The organism is Sphingomonas sp. NPDC019816 (assembly GCF_050274375.1).
In the GTDB taxonomy this organism is placed as follows: Bacteria; Pseudomonadota; Alphaproteobacteria; order Sphingomonadales; family Sphingomonadaceae; genus Sphingomonas.
On record NZ_JBNNOB010000003.1, the window covers coordinates 43,376 to 57,515 of the forward strand.

The window sequence follows — 14,140 nt, forward strand, 5'->3', positions numbered from 1 at the left end:
AGCGCAAGGGGGCTTTCATCCGGGAATCGCGGGTTTCCCTGTCGGACGGCGGCGACTAGGGCAGGCGTCATGACCGCGCCGCTTTCCACCAACCCCCCGGCCCCGCGCGCGGAAATCCTCCGCCTGCTGGGGCTGGCCTGGCCGGTCGTGCTGACCAGCCTGAACTGGACGATCCTGCATGTCACCGATGTGATCGTGGTCGGGATGGTCGGTGAGCATGAGGTGGCGGCGCTCTCGGCCAGCCGGTCGCTCACCTATATCGCGATCGTCACCGGGCTGGCCTGGCTGTCGGGCGTGCTGGTGCGGGCGTCGCGCGCCGACGGGGCGGGCGACCTGCCGGCGACCGGCCAGGCTTTGCGCGACGGCATGGTGCTGGGGCTGATGCTGGGCGTGGCGGCCATGCTGATCCTGGGCTTGGGCGGGGCCGCCTTGCTGCGCGGAATCGGCGTCGCGCCCGCGCTGATCGAACCCGGCGCACGGGTCGTGGCGGTGATGGCGCTGGGCTATCCGTTCCAGATGGTGCTGATCGCCGCGAGCTTCTTTCTGGAGGGGATCAGCCGCCCGCGTCGGGTGACGGCGGTCAACCTGTCGATCCTGCCGGTCAACGCGGTCCTCGCCTGGGCGCTGGCGGGTGGTCAATGGGGACTACCGGCACTGGGCGCGGTCGGCGCGGCCCTGGCGACGGTCATCGCCTCGGCGCTCGGCGCGGTCGCGATGGTGGTCAGCGCGGTCACCCTGCCACGCGGCGCGGCGCGCGGCGTGCGGCGGCTGGACCGCGCCGCCTGGGCACCGACGCTGGCCGGAGCATGGGGCCTGGCCAGGTTCGGCACGGTGCCGGCCATCGCCTCGGGACTGGAACTGGCCGGCTTCGCCATCCTGATCGCGCTGTCGACGCGGCTGGGCGATGCCACCGCGCATGGCTTCCAGATCGTCTTCTCGGTCCACAACGTCACCTTCGCGCTGGCGCTGGGGCTGGGATCGGCGGCCGGCGTGCGCGCGGGCAATGCGGTGGGCGAGGGGATGGCCGTGCAGGCGGTGCCGCGCACCCTGCTGGCGGTGGGGCTGGCCGCGCTGGCCATGGGACTGTGCGGGCTGGCGCTGGTCCTGACGCCGGGGCCCGTCGTCACCTTGTTCCCCGCCATGCCACAGGCGCATGCGGTGGCGATCGCCATGCTCGCCATCTGGGCGCCCTTCATCCTGTTCGACGGGATGCAGGTGGTGCTGGTCTATGCGCTGCGCTCGCTGGGGGATCAGGTGGCGGCGGGGATCAACAGCATCATCGCCTATTTCCTGGTGACCGGCGGCCTTGGCTGGTGGCTGGTCGGCGCGGGCTGGGGCGCCGGCGCGCTGGCCTGGGCGTCGGCGGCGGGGATGCTGGTGGCGGCGACGCTGCACGGCGCGCGGTTCGCCATCGTTGCGCGGCGGTTACGCGCGGAGTGGCGCCCCGCCTGACCGATCAGTTTGCCGGGCTGCCCTCACCCGCGAAGCTCAGGTCCAGCCGTTTGGAACTGGGCGGCACGTCGAGCTTGGCCGAGTTGAAGTCCATCGACGCGCCGGGGCCGAGCGTCCGCTGCTGCGGCGCGATCGTCCAGGAGAAGACGACGCGGCCCTGCGCATCCTTCAGTTCGGCGCGCAGATCGGGCACACGCTGTTGCCCCGGGGACGGGTTGATGATCTGCCCCGAAATGGCGAACAGCTCCGACCCGTTTTCCAGCTCGCGCCGCTCGATCGGGTTGGAGCGAAGCTCCAGCGCCGATTCGGTCGACCCGAAGCCCAGCCAACCGCCGATGCCCGGCATTCCCGTCCACAGGATCGCCGCCGTCGCGACCAGCATCAGCAGGCCAGCGGCGACCGCCCCGATCGTCCAGCGGCGCACCGGGTTGCGGCGCGCGCGAAACGGCGGGCGGTGCGCGAAGGCATCGAAGCCCGGATCGCCCGGCGACAGGATCGGTGGGGCGGGCGGCGGCACGATGACCGGCGGCGGGGGAACGGGTTCGTCGACGACGGCGGGCTCGCTTACCGTCCCGCCGGTCTCTTCGATCGGTGCCGGCGCGTCCGGGTCGGCGGGGTCCTGAAACCAGCTGTGCCGGCAATGGGCGCAGCGCACGGTCCTTCCCTCTGGCCCGATCGCGCTGTCGGGCACCAGATAGCGGGTGCGGCACTCAGGGCATTCGAGGATCATGCGGAACGGCACTTCAACGGACAGGACGAGGCCGTTTGATCGGGCCCCCATGATTTCCAGTAAGCACGCCGCCCCCGGGCGTGGCAAGCGTGAAGCGCGGAACTTGAAGCGCGCGGCGTGCCATGCCAAGGCCCGCAGGGCATGGCGAACATCGTCCAGTTCGAGAATGTCGGTCTGCGATACGGCGCGGGCGAGGAAACGCTGTGCGACGTCAGTTTCACGCTGCGCTCGGGCCAATTCTATTTCCTGACCGGGGCCAGCGGCGCGGGAAAGACCTCGCTGTTGCGCCTGCTCTATCTGGCGCAACGTCCCAGCCGGGGAATCATTCGCCTGTTCGGCGAGGATGCCGTCATCCTGCCACGCGACCGCCTGCCCGGTTTTCGGCGGCGGATCGGGGTGGTGTTCCAGGATTTCCGCCTGATCCCGCATCTGTCGGCCGCCGACAATATCGCGCTCCCTTTACGCGTCGCGGGCATGGCCGAATCGGAGATCGCGCGCGCGGTGCGCGAGATGCTGGCCTGGATCGGCCTGTCCGAACGCGCGAACGCACGCCCCGCCACCTTGTCGGGCGGGGAGCAGCAGCGGGTGGCGATCGCGCGCGCGGTGATCGCGCGCCCCGAAATGCTGGTCGCCGACGAGCCGACCGGTAACGTCGACCCCGCCATGGCCGAGCGGCTGCTCCACCTGTTCCATTCGCTCCATCGGCTGGGCACCACCGTCGTCATGGCGACGCATGACTGGCACCTGATCGACCGGGTGCCGGACGGCCATCGCCTGCATCTGGATCGCGGCCGGCTGGTCGATCCCGAACCGCTGCCGCCGGCGTCGAAACCGCCGCCCTCGACGCTGGTGCGGAGCGGCCTGTGATGCGGGCACGCAAGGGGACGGGGGCGGAGGCCCGCGCGCTCGACGATGTCGGCGGTGCGCATGTCATGAGCTGGGTCATCGCGATCATGCTGTTCCTGACGCTGCTGACCGCCGCCGCAGGGCTGGCGACCGCGCGGGCGGCGGGGGCGCTCGACCGGCAGATGGCGGGGCGGCTGACCGTCCAGATCGTCGAGGGCGAGGCGCAGCGGCGCGATGCCGCCGCCGCGCGCGTGCTGGCGGTGCTGCGCGGGCAAAGCGATGTCGCACGCGCGACCCCGGTGGCGCAGGCCGATCTGGCGCGGATGCTCCAGCCCTGGCTGGGCAGCGATGCCGCCGCCGCCGAACTGCCCGTACCGGCGTTGATCGATGTCGACCTGAAGGGCGATGGCGGCGACGCGGTCCGGCGGGTCACGGCGGCGGTCACGCGCGCGAGCGGCGCGGCGCGGGTCGATTCGCATGCCACCTGGCTGGGGCCGGTGGGCCGGCTGCTGGACACCGCCGCCTGGCTGGCCGGGGTCATCATCCTGCTGATGCTGGGGGCGACGGCGGCGGTGGTCATGCTGGCGGCGCGCGCCGGGCTGGAGGCGCATCGCGGCACGATCGAGGTCATCCATATGCTCGGCGCGACCGATCGCCAGGTCGCCCGGCTGTTCCAGCGGCGCATCGCGCTCGACGCCGGGATCGGCGCGGGCGTGGGCAGCGTCCTCGCGGCGATCGCGATCTGGATCGTCGCGCGACAGGTGGGCGCGCTCGAATCGGAATTGCTAGGCGGGATGACGCTGGCGATGCGCGATCTGGCGATGCTGGTCGCGTTGCCGCTGGGGTTCGTCGCGCTGGCGGTGCTGGCGGCGCGACTGGCGGTTTTGGCGCAGATGCGGCGGATGCTCTGATGCTGAGGCTGATCGGTCTCGTCGCGCTCGGCTGGTGCCTGGGGTTCGCCGCCTTCATGCTCAGCCTGCCGCACCCGCTAGAGAACAACACCACCGATGCGATCGTGGTGCCGACCGGCGGGGCGGGGCGGATCGATCGCGGCATCGCGCTGCTGCAGGCGCATCAGGCCAAGCGGATGCTGGTGACGGGGGTCGCGCCCGGCGTGCGGCCGATCGACCTGGCGCGCACCTATCGCACCGCGCCGTCGCTGTTTTCCTGCTGTATCGATCTGGGGCTGGAGGCGGTCGACACGCGGTCCAATGCCGAGGAAACGGCGCGCTGGGTGCGCGAGCATGGCTATCGCACGGTGCGGCTGGTCACCTCCGACTGGCATTTGCCGCGCGCGCGGATGGAGCTGGTCGCGGCGCTCGGGCCGCAGGTGGTGGTGCTGGGCGACGGGGTGCCGTCCGAGCCACGGCTGGGCACGCTGGTGAACGAATATAACAAGCTGATCCTGCGCAGGATCGCGCTTTGGACGGGGATTGGCGCGTGATTCTTCTTCGCAACATCGTGTTCGTCGCGATCTTCTATCCGGTGTCGGCGGTGATGGCGCTGTTGTCGCCGCTGATCGCGGTGGGGGGGCGACGGGCGGTGATCCACTGGGCGACGAGCTGGACGCGCTTCCACCGCATCTGCACGCGCTGGATTCTGGGTATCCGCGTGCGCGTCGAGGGCACCCGGCCGACCACGCCGGCGCTCTACCCCGCCAAGCATCAGGCGATGTTCGAGACGATGGAGCTGCAACGCATCCTGGGCGCGCCCGCCATGGTGCTGAAGCGCGAGCTGGCCAATATCCCGCTCTGGGGCTGGGCGGTGCGCAAATACGGCGCGATCGTCGTCGACCGCGCGGCCTCGGCCAAGGCGATGCGCGGCATGATGCGGGACGCGCAGGTCGCGGTGAAGCAGGGGCGGGCGATCATGATCTTCCCCGAAGGCACCCGGGTGAAGCCCGGCGAGACGCCGCCGCTCAAGCCCGGTTTCGCCGGGCTGTACCGGATGCTGAACCTGCCGGTGGTGCCGGTGGCGACCGATTCGGGACTGGTGTGGCCGCGAAAGGGGCTGAAGCGGCCGGGGGTGGTGACGCTGCGCTTCGGCGAGGTGATCCCGCCGGGCCTGCCGCGCGCCGAGGCGGAGGCGAAGGTGCATGCCGCGATGAATGCGCTGGAATCCTCCCCGGCACGGGGAGGTGGCAGGGCGTAAGCCCTGACGGAGGGGGGGCTTGCCGCATAGGTCATCCCTTGTGGTGAACCCCCTCCACCACCGCTTCGTGGCGGTCCCCCTCCCCGTGCCGGGGAGGATCGTCAGCCCTCGTGATTCCGCCCGAAATCCTCGCGCGCGTCGTCCTGGCCCTGGTCGATGATCGAGCGGCGGATGGCGCGGGTGCGGCTGAACAGGTCGAACAGCTCGTCGCCCTTGCCCCAGCGGATCGCGCGTTGCAGCTGGCTGAGATCCTCGGAAAAGCGCTGGAGCATCTCCAGCACCGCCTCGCGGTTGGTCAGGAACACGTCGCGCCACATGGTCGGGTCCGACGCGGCGATGCGGGTGAAGTCGCGGAAGCCGCCGGCGGAATATTTGATGACCTCGGACTGGGTCACTTCCTCCAGGTCGCTGGCGGTACCGACGATCGTATAGGCGATCAGATGCGGCAAATGGCTGGTGACGGCGAGTACCCGGTCGTGATGGTCAGGGGCCATCAGCTCGACATCGGCGCCCAGCCGCCGCCAGAATTCGGCCACCCGTTCGACCGCCAGTGCGTCCGCGCCCTCGGGCGGCGTGACGATGCACCAGCGTTTCTGAAACAGCGTGGCGAAGCCCGCCTCCGGCCCGCTGCGCTCGGTGCCCGCGACCGGATGCGCCGGGATGATCGTCGCGTTGGGCAGCGCCTCGCTCAGTGCGGCGAGGACCGAGCCCTTGCAGCTGCCCACGTCGGACACGATCGCCTCGGCGGGCAGATCGTCGGCGAACTCGGCGGCGACCGCGCCCATCGCGCCGACCGGCACGCACAGGATCACGAAGTCGGCGTCGATCACACTCGCACCGGCCGTGTCGGCGACGTCATCGGCCAGATCGAGCGCGCGCACCGTCTCGCGCACCTGCGGGTCGGCATCGTACGCCGTGATCCGCGCGGTCGGCATGGCTTTCCGCGTCGCCCGCGCGACCGAGGAGCCGATCAGGCCGAGCCCAATGATGGTGATCCGCGCGAAGGGCAGCATCAGCCTGCGTCTACCATCTGGCGCAGCGCGGCGATGACGCCCTTCACCTCGTCCTCGGTGCCGATGGTGATGCGCAGGCCATGGCCCAGGCCCTGGCTCGGCAGCCAGCGGACGATATAGCCTGCGTCCATCAAGCCATGATAGGCACGCTCGGCGGTGAGTTGCCCCTCGAACAACACCAGCGAGAAATTGGCCTTGGACGGCACGCAGCGCAGGCCCGCATTGCCCAGCGCTGCGACCTGCTCCTCGAACCAGCCGAGCCACTGGGCGTTATGCGCACGCGACGCCTCGACGAAAGCGCGGTCGCGGATCGCCTCGATCGCGGCATTCTGTCCGGCGATCGTCACGTTGAACGGCGCGCGGATGCGATGCAGCGCGTCGATGATGGGCGCGGTGGCATAGCCCCAGCCGATCCGCTCGGCGGCGAGGCCATGGATTTTGGAGAAGGTGCGCGATACCAGCACGTTCGATGCGGACTCGGCCAGCGCCAGCCCGCCGTCATCCTCGCCCGGCTCCAGATATTCGGCATAGGCCTGGTCGAGGACCAGCAGGACATGGCTCGGCAGTCCGGCGTGCAGCCGCGCGATTTCGCCCGCACCCGCATAGGTGCCGGTCGGGTTGTTGGGATTGGCGACGAAGACGACCTTCGTCTTGTCCGTCACGGCGCCCAAGATCGCGTCGACATCGGTGGCATAGTCATGGTCGGCAACCACCACCGGCTCTGCGCCCACGCGGCGGGTGGCGATTTCATAGACCGCAAAGCCGTAGCGGACATGGATGATCTCGTCCCCCGGCCCGGCGAACGCGCCCGCCGCCAGATGCAGGATTTCGTCCGAGCCGGTGCCGTAGATGATCCGTGCCGGGTCAAGCCCGTGCACTGCGCCGATGGCCTCGCGCAGCGCGGTCGCGCCCGGATCGGGGTAACGCTCCAGCTGCGCGGCGGCGGCGGCGAAGGCAGCGCGCGCCTTTTCGCTCGTCCCCAGCGGATTCTCATTGGCCGAGAGTTTGATGACCTTGCGCCCGTCAGCGGTCGTCGCACGGCCGGGGACATAGGGCGCGATGGCCTGGACCCAGGAGATCGGTTCGGGAGCTTGGCGGTCGGTCATGGCACCCGCCATAGCGGCCTCGCCCTTGCGTTGCCAAGCATCGCGGCCTAGCGGATAGGGCTCCATGGCCGCTTCCGTTTCCGCTTTATCCCACAGCGACGACCAGCGTTTCGGTCTGTCGCGGCATGTCGTGCTGCCTGGGCCGCTGCGGCTCGATGGCGGTGGGCTCTTGTCGCCAGTCGAGATCGGCTATGAGACCTATGGCACGCTGAACGCCGATGGCTCGAACGCCATCCTGATCTGCCATGCGCTGACCGGCGACCAGCATGTCGCCTCGCCCCATCCGCGTACCGGCAAGCCGGGCTGGTGGACCCGCCTGGTGGGGGAGGGCAAGCCGATCGATCCGACGCGGCATTTCATCATCTGCTCGAACGTCATCGGCAGCTGCATGGGCTCGTCCGGCCCCGCCACCATCGACCCCTCGACCGCCGAACCCTGGGGCATGCGCTTTCCGGTCATCACCATCCGCGACATGGTGCGCGCGCAAGGGATGCTGCTCGACCATCTGGGCGTCGGACAGCTGAAGGCGGTGGTCGGCGGATCGATGGGGGGCATGCAGGCGCTGAGCTGGGCCGCCACCTTTCCCGATCGGGTGCGTGCCTGCGTCATGGTCGCGTCGACCGCGCGGCATTCGGCGCAGAATATCGCCTTTCACGAGGTCGGGCGGCAGGCGATCATGGCCGATCCGAAATGGCGCGGCGGCGCGTACTATGAGTCGAACGATCCCCCCGCCGCCGGTCTTGCGGTCGCGCGGATGGCGGCGCACATCACCTATCTGTCCGAGGCGGGGCTGACCGAGAAGTTCGGGCGGCGGCTCCAAGCGCGGCCCGACCGGCCCGATGGGGCCAAGAGCTTCGGGTTCGACGCCGATTTCCAGGTCGAGAGCTATCTCCGGCATCAGGGATTGAGCTTCGTCGACCGGTTCGACGCCAATTCGTACCTCTACATCACCCGCGCGCTCGATTATTTCGATCTGGCCGAGGAACATGGCGGGCTGCTCGCCAGTGCGTTCCGGGGGACGAAGACCCGTTTCTGCCTCGTCAGCTTCGACACCGACTGGCTCTATCCGACCTCCGAGTCGCGCGCCGTGGTGCAGGCGCTCAATGCGGCGGGTGCGGCGGCGAGCTTCGTCGAACTGTCGAGTCCGTATGGCCATGACGCCTTCCTGCTCGAAGCGCCCGAGATGAACCGGGTAATCGACGGCTTCCTGCGGGCCGAACCATGAGCGAGACGCTACGCCCCGACCTCGCGATCATCGCACGGCATGTCGCGCGCGGCGCGCGCGTGCTGGATGTCGGTTGCGGCGACGGGCAATTGATGGCGGCGCTGCGCGACGAGGCGGGGGTGGATGCACGCGGGCTGGAGATCGACCCCGCCAATGTCGCCTCGGCGGTCGCGCGCGGGCTGGCGGTGGTGCAGGGCGATGCCGATGTCGACCTGGCGGGCTATCCCGACAAGGGGTTCGACTATGCGATCCTCAGCCAGACGCTGCAGACCGCGCGCGCGCCCGACCAGGTGCTCGACCATCTGCTGCGCATCGGTGGGCGCGCCTTCGTCTCCTTCCCCAATTTCGCGCATTGGCGGGTACGGCTGTCGCTGCTGTGGGGCGGGCGGATGCCGGTGACCGGGCTGCTCCCCGAACAATGGTATGACACGCCCAACATCCACCATGTCACCATCGACGATTTTCGCGCCTTCGTCCGCGAGCGGCGGATCACGGTGGAGGGAAGCTGGTTCCTGTCACGCGGGCGCCCGACCAGTGCGGCGGCGGCGAATTTCCGCGCCGAACATGCCGTATTTCTGTTGCGTCGTTGAAATCACGACGCATCAGGAACTTTATCTGGATCAAGGATGTTGATGCGGAAAGTGACGGGAATTTGACATGAGCCGAACCGCCCTGATCGTGGAAGACGAGATATTCGTGGCCCTCGATCTTGAGCGCATTTTGACCGACGCGGGCTATCAGGTGGCGGGGATCGCGGCGGACAGCCGTACCGCCTTCGAGGTCGCGCCGAATTGTGCGTTCGCCTTCGTCGATGTCAATTTGCGCGACGGCGCCACGGGGCCCGAGATCGCGCGCCGCATCGCCCAGGATCACGGCGTCAAGATCGTGTTCGTCACCGCCAATCCCGCCCAGATCGCCCCCGACATCCAGGCGTTGGGCTATATCCGCAAGCCGTTCAGCGAACAGGCGATCCTGGCCGCGGCGGCGCTGGCGACGAACCGCGACGCGCAACGCTGCGACGAGGTCATACCGCTGGGCGCGATCGCCTGATCCCTCCCGCGGTCGTCATGACCGGCTGCTGACCCGATCCGCATAAGCCCCCCGGCGCCCCGTCCGCCGACGAATCCGCCTATTGGGGGATACCGATCCCCGCCGGTCGGCTGAACGACGCCAGCGGTACGTCGATCGTTACATCCAGTCCCTCGGCCCGCCATTCACGCGTCACCTGCCCGCCAAGCTGACGCACCGCCGACAGCTCGATCAGTTGCGACCCGAAGCCGCTATGATCGGGCGGTGCGGTCACCGCCGGGCCATCTCGCTCTCGCCAGCACAGGCGGACCATCTCGTCCCGCTGCGCGATCGTCAGGTCGATCGCGCCGTCGATGATCGACAGCGCGCCATATTTGGCCGCGTTGGTCGCCAGTTCGTGGAACAGCAGCGCCAGCGGCGTGGCGGAGCGGTCATCGACCCGCACATCGTCACCCGACAAATGAATGCGCGGCGTGGTGTCGTGGCGATAGGCGTCGAACAGGTCGGCGAGCAGGCCGTGCAGGCTGTCCTGCCGCGCCTTGGGACGCGATTGCGGGCTGTGCGGCCGGACGAAGTCGTGCGCGCGGCCAAGCGCGGTGATACGGTCGCGCAGGTCGCTGGCGATGCCGCCAAAGGCCGGATTGGTCCGCGCGGCAAAGGCGATCAGGCCGGAAATCACCGCGAAGATGTTCTTGATCCGGTGGCTCAGTTCCTGGCTGACGATCTCCCGCTCTTCCAGCGCCAGCTTCTGTTCGTGAATGTCGGTACAGGTGCCGAACCAGCGGGTGATCCGCCCATCGCCGTCACGGATCGGCAGCGCCCGGCCCAGCACCCAGCGATACAGGCCGTCGCGGTGCCGCAGCCGATATTCGATCTGATAGGGTTCACCGGTGACCAGGCTGTGCCGCCACCGGGTCCGCGCGCGTTCCTGATCCTCGGGATGGAACATGCCGTTCCAGGCTTCGCCATCGGTCGATCCCTCCGGCATGCCGGTGAACTCATACCAGCGGGCGTTGTAATAATCGTGGAAGCCGTCGGGCAGCGTCGACCATACCATTTGCGGCATGGTGTCGGCCAGCGTGCGGAAACGCTGTTCGCTGTCGGCGACGCGCGCCTCGGAGGCCTCGACGGTCTGGACATGCTCCAGTCGCGCCCGGCGATCCTGCAACCGGCCCATCACCGCCGTCGCCAGGATCTCCAGTCCGCGTCGCTGGAAATCGGTCAGCCCCCCGGGGCGGGGCGTGCCCGAGATGACGCAGATCGCCCCCAGCGGCACGCCCTCGCGCGAGATCAGCCGGGCCCCGGCATAGAAGCGGATATGCGGCGGCCCGACGACCAGCGACATCTGCGCGAATCGCGGATCGTCGCGCGCATCGGGCACGACCATGACCGGTTCGTCGTCCAGCATGGCGTGCGCGCAAAAGGACGTATCGCGGTGCGTGTCGGGCTGGTCGAAGCCAAATGCGGCGAGGAAGCGCTGCCTTGCCTCCTCGACGAGGCTGACCAGCGCGACCTCGGTCCCACACAACTCGGCGGCATAGGCGGTCAGATCGTCGAGGCCACCGGAATGGTGATAGCCGGCCAGGTCATAGGACTGGATGACTTCGGCACGCACCGCCTCCGACGCCGCCCATGGTCGCTCCATCGTACCATCTGCCTGGCCGGTCGCCATCCTGTCCTGCGCCTTTATGATCCGCGTTGGGTTGTCGTGGTTCGTGCCCGATCAGAAGGGCACGTCGTCGTCCAGATCGTCGGCGAAGCCGCCGCCCTGTCCAAACCCGCCACGGTTGCCGCCGTTCCCGCTGCCGCCCTGGTTGCCCGCGCCGCCACGGTTGCCGCCGCCATAGCCGCCACCCGACGAACCGCCGCCATAACCGCTCGACCCGCCACCGAAGTCGCCGCCGCCGAAATCATCGCCGCCGCCAAAGTCGCCGCCGCCGCTGCGACCGCCGCCTTGGCCGCCGCCGGGGCCGTCGAGCATGGTCAGCACCGAGTTGAAGCCCTGCAGCGTCACCTCGGTCGAATAACGATCGTTACCCTGCTGGTCCTGCCACTTGCGGGTGGTCAGCGCGCCTTCGATATAGACCTTAGAGCCCTTGCGCAGGAAACGCTCGGCGACATTGGCCAGGCCTTCGTTGAAGATCTTGACCGTGTGCCACTCGGTCTTCTCCTTGCGCTCGCCGCTGTTGCGGTCCTTCCACGATTCGGAGGTCGCGATGCGCAGCTCGACGACCTTGCCGCCATTCTGGAAGGAGCGGCTCTCGGGATCGCGTCCCAGATTGCCGACGAGGATCACCTTGTTGACGCTGCCCGCCATATATCAGTCCCGTTTGATGTCAGAGGCCGGCGAAAACCGCCAACCAGTACGTGATCCCTGCCATGACATAGGCGGTCACGAAAAGGTACCCCACCATGAAGGCCGGCCATTTCCAGCCGTTCGTCTCGCGTCGCGTGACCGCGATCGTCGAGATGCATTGCGGCGCGAAGACGAACCACATCAGAAAGGCGAGTGCGGTGGGCAGCGACCAGTTGCGCTTCAGATTGTCGGTGATCGCCTTCTGCCCGCCCTGATCCTCGGTATCGTCGATGGCATAGACGGTGCCGATCGCCGCCACCGCCACCTCGCGCGCGGCCATCGCCGGGACCAGTGCCAGCGCGATGTCGCGGTTGAAGCCGATCGGGCGCACCGCCACCTCGATGCCGTTCGCGATGCGGCCCGCGATCGAATAGTCGACCGGCGAGATACCCGACCCTTCCGGCGGCTTGGGAAAGGACAGCAGCGCCCACAGGATGACGGTGGTTAGCGCGATGGTGGTGCCAGCGCGCTTCAGGAAGATCAGCGCACGGCTCCACAGCCCGAGCAGCACGTCGCGCATATGCGGCCACTGATATTTGGGCATCTCCATCATGAAGCCCGACGACGCGCCCTTGGTGACCGTCCGGCGGAGCAGCAGCGCGGCGACGAACGCGCCGACAATGCCCATCAGATAGAGGCCGAGCAGCACCAGCCCCTGCAATCCGACATAGGGCAGCACCTGGCGATCGGGAATGAACGCACCGATGATGATGGTATAGACGGGCAGCCGCGCCGAGCAGGTCATCAGCGGCGCGATCAGGATGGTGGTCAGCCGGTCCTTCTCGTCGTCGATCGTGCGCGTCGCCATGATGCCGGGCACCGCGCAGGCGAAGGACGACAGCAGCGGGATGAAAGCACGCCCCGACAGCCCCACCTGCGCCATCAGCCGGTCCATCAGGAAGGCGGCGCGGACCATATAGCCGGTCGCTTCCAGCACCAGGATGAAGAGGAACAGGATCAGAATCTGCGGCAGGAAGACGATGACCGCACCGACACCGGCGATCAGGCCGTCGGCGATGAGACTGCGGACCCAACCCTCGGGCAGCAGCGCACCAACCTGCGCCTCCGCCCACACGAAACCCTGCTCGATCCAGCCGATCGGCGCCTCGGACCAGGCGAAGACCGCCTGGAACATGATGAAGAGCAGGCCGACCAGCAGGATCGGCCCGGCAATGGGATGCAGCGCGACCGAGTCGAGCATGTGCGTCCATCGGCGCGTCGGCGTCTCGGCCACGGTCGCGGCGGCGGCCAGCTGGCGCGCGCGGCGTTGCAGCGTGACGATGTCGTCGATCCGGTCTGCGGCGGCGACGGGATGCGCGCGCCCTTCGGTCACCAGCCGGTCGATCTCGGATTTCAGGGTATCCAGCCCCCGGCGGCGCACTGCGACGGTGGGGATCACCGTCACGCCCAGCTCGCGGGCGAGGATGTCGGCGTCGAGCGTCAGCCCGTCACGCTCGGCCAGGTCGACCATGTTGAGCGCGACGACGACCGGCAGGCCGAGCGCGATCAATTGGAGCGCGAAGCGCAGATGATTGTCGAGATTGGCGGCGTCGACCACGACGACCAGCGCATCGGGGCGGCGCTCGCCCGCCTGCGCCCCCATCACGACGTTGCGCGTGACCTGTTCGTCCAGGCTGCCGGGATCGAGGCTATAGGCGCCGGGCAGGTCGACTAGCTCGACCGGACGCCCGTCGTCGAGCACCAATCGCCCCGAATGGCGCTCCACGGTGACGCCGGGATAATTGCCGACCTTCTGCCGCGCGCCGGTGAGCGCGTTGAACAGGGCGCTTTTGCCGGCATTGGGATTGCCGACGAGCGCGACCAGCGGTGCGGCGTTCATTATGTCTGGCTGGACCTCAAGCGCCCGTCGCGACGCGGATCGAGGCGGCGACCCGGCGACGCAGCGCCACGGTCATGCGGCCGATCCGGCAGGCGATGGGACCGCCGCCCAGCGTCGCGCGGTGCAGCACCTCGACGCCGACGCCCTCGTCGAACCCCAATTCGCGCAGACGCCGCGCCTCGGGGATCGCCAGCTGAGCCCAGTCGATCGCGGCCACGGTCGCCGGTTGCCGGCGGGGAAGGGTTTCGAGACTGCTCAACATCGCCATGCGGGGTACATAACCCCCGTGCGACTGATTATCAATTACCCGTTGATGAAATGGGTGTGGGGATTGGGATGGGGTTGGGGGCGTGGGTTTGGGACGTGCACTTCGACTTCGCTCAGTGCGAACG

General features: G+C 68.7%; 15 protein-coding genes. 8 read left to right on the plus strand and 7 right to left on the minus strand.

The genetic code is table 11. The features are described 5' to 3' along the window. Nucleotides 1–69 precede the first annotated feature (69 nt). Nucleotides 70–1,452, plus strand: coding sequence for an MATE family efflux transporter (locus tag ACQKJZ_RS00980; RefSeq protein WP_427729667.1), 1,383 nt, complete (start codon nucleotides 70–72; stop codon nucleotides 1,450–1,452). A gap of 4 nt (nucleotides 1,453–1,456) precedes the next feature. On the opposite strand, the gene ACQKJZ_RS00985 is transcribed toward ACQKJZ_RS00980, so the two are convergent. Then, the gene (locus tag ACQKJZ_RS00985; RefSeq protein WP_427729668.1) at nucleotides 1,457–2,233 is read right to left on the minus strand and encodes a zinc-ribbon domain-containing protein; all 777 of its coding nucleotides are present in this window, start codon (nucleotides 2,231–2,233) and stop codon (nucleotides 1,457–1,459) included. 90 nt (nucleotides 2,234–2,323) lie between these two features. Here ACQKJZ_RS00985 and ftsE point away from each other — a divergent pair, with 90 nt between their 5' ends. From ftsE to ACQKJZ_RS01005, 4 genes are read left to right on the plus strand one after another with little or no spacing between them, the layout of a single operon-like run. Next, nucleotides 2,324–3,049 carry a cell division ATP-binding protein FtsE gene (gene ftsE / locus ACQKJZ_RS00990; RefSeq protein ID WP_427729669.1) on the plus strand — a complete coding sequence of 242 codons (726 nt, stop codon included), beginning with the start codon at nucleotides 2,324–2,326 and terminating at the stop codon, nucleotides 3,047–3,049. Beyond that, a complete protein-coding gene (locus ACQKJZ_RS00995) occupies nucleotides 3,049–3,939 on the plus strand; it encodes a cell division protein FtsX (RefSeq protein WP_427729670.1) in 891 nt (296 codons plus the stop codon). Before ftsE ends, ACQKJZ_RS00995 begins: the two co-directional genes overlap by 1 nt. Beyond that, nucleotides 3,936–4,472 carry a YdcF family protein gene (locus tag ACQKJZ_RS01000; protein ID WP_037569839.1) on the plus strand — a complete coding sequence of 179 codons (537 nt, stop codon included), beginning with the start codon at nucleotides 3,936–3,938 and terminating at the stop codon, nucleotides 4,470–4,472. Before ACQKJZ_RS00995 ends, ACQKJZ_RS01000 begins: the two co-directional genes overlap by 4 nt. Then, the gene (locus ACQKJZ_RS01005) at nucleotides 4,469–5,179 is read left to right on the plus strand and encodes a lysophospholipid acyltransferase family protein (protein ID WP_427729671.1); all 711 of its coding nucleotides are present in this window, start codon (nucleotides 4,469–4,471) and stop codon (nucleotides 5,177–5,179) included. The genes ACQKJZ_RS01000 and ACQKJZ_RS01005 overlap by 4 nt, the downstream gene beginning before the upstream one ends. Before the next feature lie 101 nt (nucleotides 5,180–5,280). Here the strand turns inward: ACQKJZ_RS01005 and ACQKJZ_RS01010 are convergent, their stop codons facing one another. Together ACQKJZ_RS01010 and hisC are read right to left on the minus strand one after the other, a co-directional pair. Next, nucleotides 5,281–6,192, minus strand: coding sequence for a prephenate/arogenate dehydrogenase family protein (locus tag ACQKJZ_RS01010; protein ID WP_427729672.1), 912 nt, complete (start codon nucleotides 6,190–6,192; stop codon nucleotides 5,281–5,283). Next, complete coding sequence (gene hisC / locus ACQKJZ_RS01015) at nucleotides 6,192–7,298, minus strand: histidinol-phosphate transaminase (protein ID WP_427729673.1); 1,107 nt, start codon at nucleotides 7,296–7,298, stop codon at nucleotides 6,192–6,194. The genes ACQKJZ_RS01010 and hisC overlap by 1 nt, the downstream gene beginning before the upstream one ends. A 64-nt stretch (nucleotides 7,299–7,362) precedes the next feature. Between hisC and metX the strand changes: the two genes are divergently transcribed. The 3 genes from metX (at nucleotide 7,363) to ACQKJZ_RS01030 (ending at nucleotide 9,573) form a co-directional block, all read left to right on the plus strand. Continuing rightward, nucleotides 7,363–8,523 (plus strand): homoserine O-acetyltransferase MetX, encoded by a 1,161-nt coding sequence (metX, locus tag ACQKJZ_RS01020; protein ID WP_427729674.1) that lies wholly within the window; start codon nucleotides 7,363–7,365, stop codon nucleotides 8,521–8,523. After that, the gene (gene metW, locus ACQKJZ_RS01025) at nucleotides 8,520–9,113 is read left to right on the plus strand and encodes a methionine biosynthesis protein MetW (RefSeq protein ID WP_427729675.1); all 594 of its coding nucleotides are present in this window, start codon (nucleotides 8,520–8,522) and stop codon (nucleotides 9,111–9,113) included. Before metX ends, metW begins: the two co-directional genes overlap by 4 nt. Before the next feature lie 67 nt (nucleotides 9,114–9,180). Beyond that, a complete protein-coding gene (locus ACQKJZ_RS01030; RefSeq protein WP_312489065.1) occupies nucleotides 9,181–9,573 on the plus strand; it encodes a response regulator in 393 nt (130 codons plus the stop codon). Nucleotides 9,574–9,652: 79 nt separating this feature from the next. Here the strand turns inward: ACQKJZ_RS01030 and ACQKJZ_RS01035 are convergent, their stop codons facing one another. From ACQKJZ_RS01035 to ACQKJZ_RS01050, 4 genes are read right to left on the minus strand one after another with little or no spacing between them, the layout of a single operon-like run. Continuing rightward, on the minus strand, nucleotides 9,653–11,224 hold the full coding sequence (locus tag ACQKJZ_RS01035; protein ID WP_312489063.1) for a sensor histidine kinase: 1,572 nt from the start codon (nucleotides 11,222–11,224) through the stop codon (nucleotides 9,653–9,655). 51 nt (nucleotides 11,225–11,275) lie between these two features. Next, the gene (gene ssb / locus ACQKJZ_RS01040; RefSeq protein WP_312489062.1) at nucleotides 11,276–11,869 is read right to left on the minus strand and encodes a single-stranded DNA-binding protein; all 594 of its coding nucleotides are present in this window, start codon (nucleotides 11,867–11,869) and stop codon (nucleotides 11,276–11,278) included. Nucleotides 11,870–11,888: 19 nt separating this feature from the next. Next, nucleotides 11,889–13,748: a ferrous iron transporter B gene (feoB, locus tag ACQKJZ_RS01045; protein ID WP_427729676.1), complete on the minus strand. Its 1,860-nt coding sequence runs from the start codon at nucleotides 13,746–13,748 to the stop codon at nucleotides 11,889–11,891. A 16-nt stretch (nucleotides 13,749–13,764) separates the two neighbouring features. Further along, complete coding sequence (locus ACQKJZ_RS01050; protein WP_409529591.1) at nucleotides 13,765–14,016, minus strand: FeoA family protein; 252 nt, start codon at nucleotides 14,014–14,016, stop codon at nucleotides 13,765–13,767. Nucleotides 14,017–14,140: the final 124 nt, after the last annotated feature.

Excerpts from the sequence above, each read along its gene's own strand:
- ssb (WP_312489062.1), bottom strand. The coding sequence starts at position 11,869 with ATGGCGGGCAGCGTCAACAAGGTGATCCTCGTCGGCAATCTGGGACGC.
- ACQKJZ_RS01030 (WP_312489065.1), top strand. The coding sequence starts at position 9,181 with ATGAGCCGAACCGCCCTGATCGTGGAAGACGAGATATTCGTGGCCCTC.
- ACQKJZ_RS01050 (WP_409529591.1), bottom strand. The coding sequence starts at position 14,016 with ATGGCGATGTTGAGCAGTCTCGAAACCCTTCCCCGCCGGCAACCGGCG.
- metX (WP_427729674.1), top strand. The coding sequence starts at position 7,363 with ATGGCCGCTTCCGTTTCCGCTTTATCCCACAGCGACGACCAGCGTTTC.
- ACQKJZ_RS00985 (WP_427729668.1), bottom strand. The coding sequence starts at position 2,233 with ATGGGGGCCCGATCAAACGGCCTCGTCCTGTCCGTTGAAGTGCCGTTC.
- ACQKJZ_RS01010 (WP_427729672.1), bottom strand. The coding sequence starts at position 6,192 with ATGCTGCCCTTCGCGCGGATCACCATCATTGGGCTCGGCCTGATCGGC.
- ftsE (WP_427729669.1), top strand. The coding sequence starts at position 2,324 with ATGGCGAACATCGTCCAGTTCGAGAATGTCGGTCTGCGATACGGCGCG.
- ACQKJZ_RS00995 (WP_427729670.1), top strand. The coding sequence starts at position 3,049 with ATGCGGGCACGCAAGGGGACGGGGGCGGAGGCCCGCGCGCTCGACGAT.
- hisC (WP_427729673.1), bottom strand. The coding sequence starts at position 7,298 with ATGACCGACCGCCAAGCTCCCGAACCGATCTCCTGGGTCCAGGCCATC.
- ACQKJZ_RS00980 (WP_427729667.1), top strand. The coding sequence starts at position 70 with ATGACCGCGCCGCTTTCCACCAACCCCCCGGCCCCGCGCGCGGAAATC.
- feoB (WP_427729676.1), bottom strand. The coding sequence starts at position 13,748 with ATGAACGCCGCACCGCTGGTCGCGCTCGTCGGCAATCCCAATGCCGGC.
- metW (WP_427729675.1), top strand. The coding sequence starts at position 8,520 with ATGAGCGAGACGCTACGCCCCGACCTCGCGATCATCGCACGGCATGTC.
- ACQKJZ_RS01035 (WP_312489063.1), bottom strand. The coding sequence starts at position 11,224 with ATGGCGACCGGCCAGGCAGATGGTACGATGGAGCGACCATGGGCGGCG.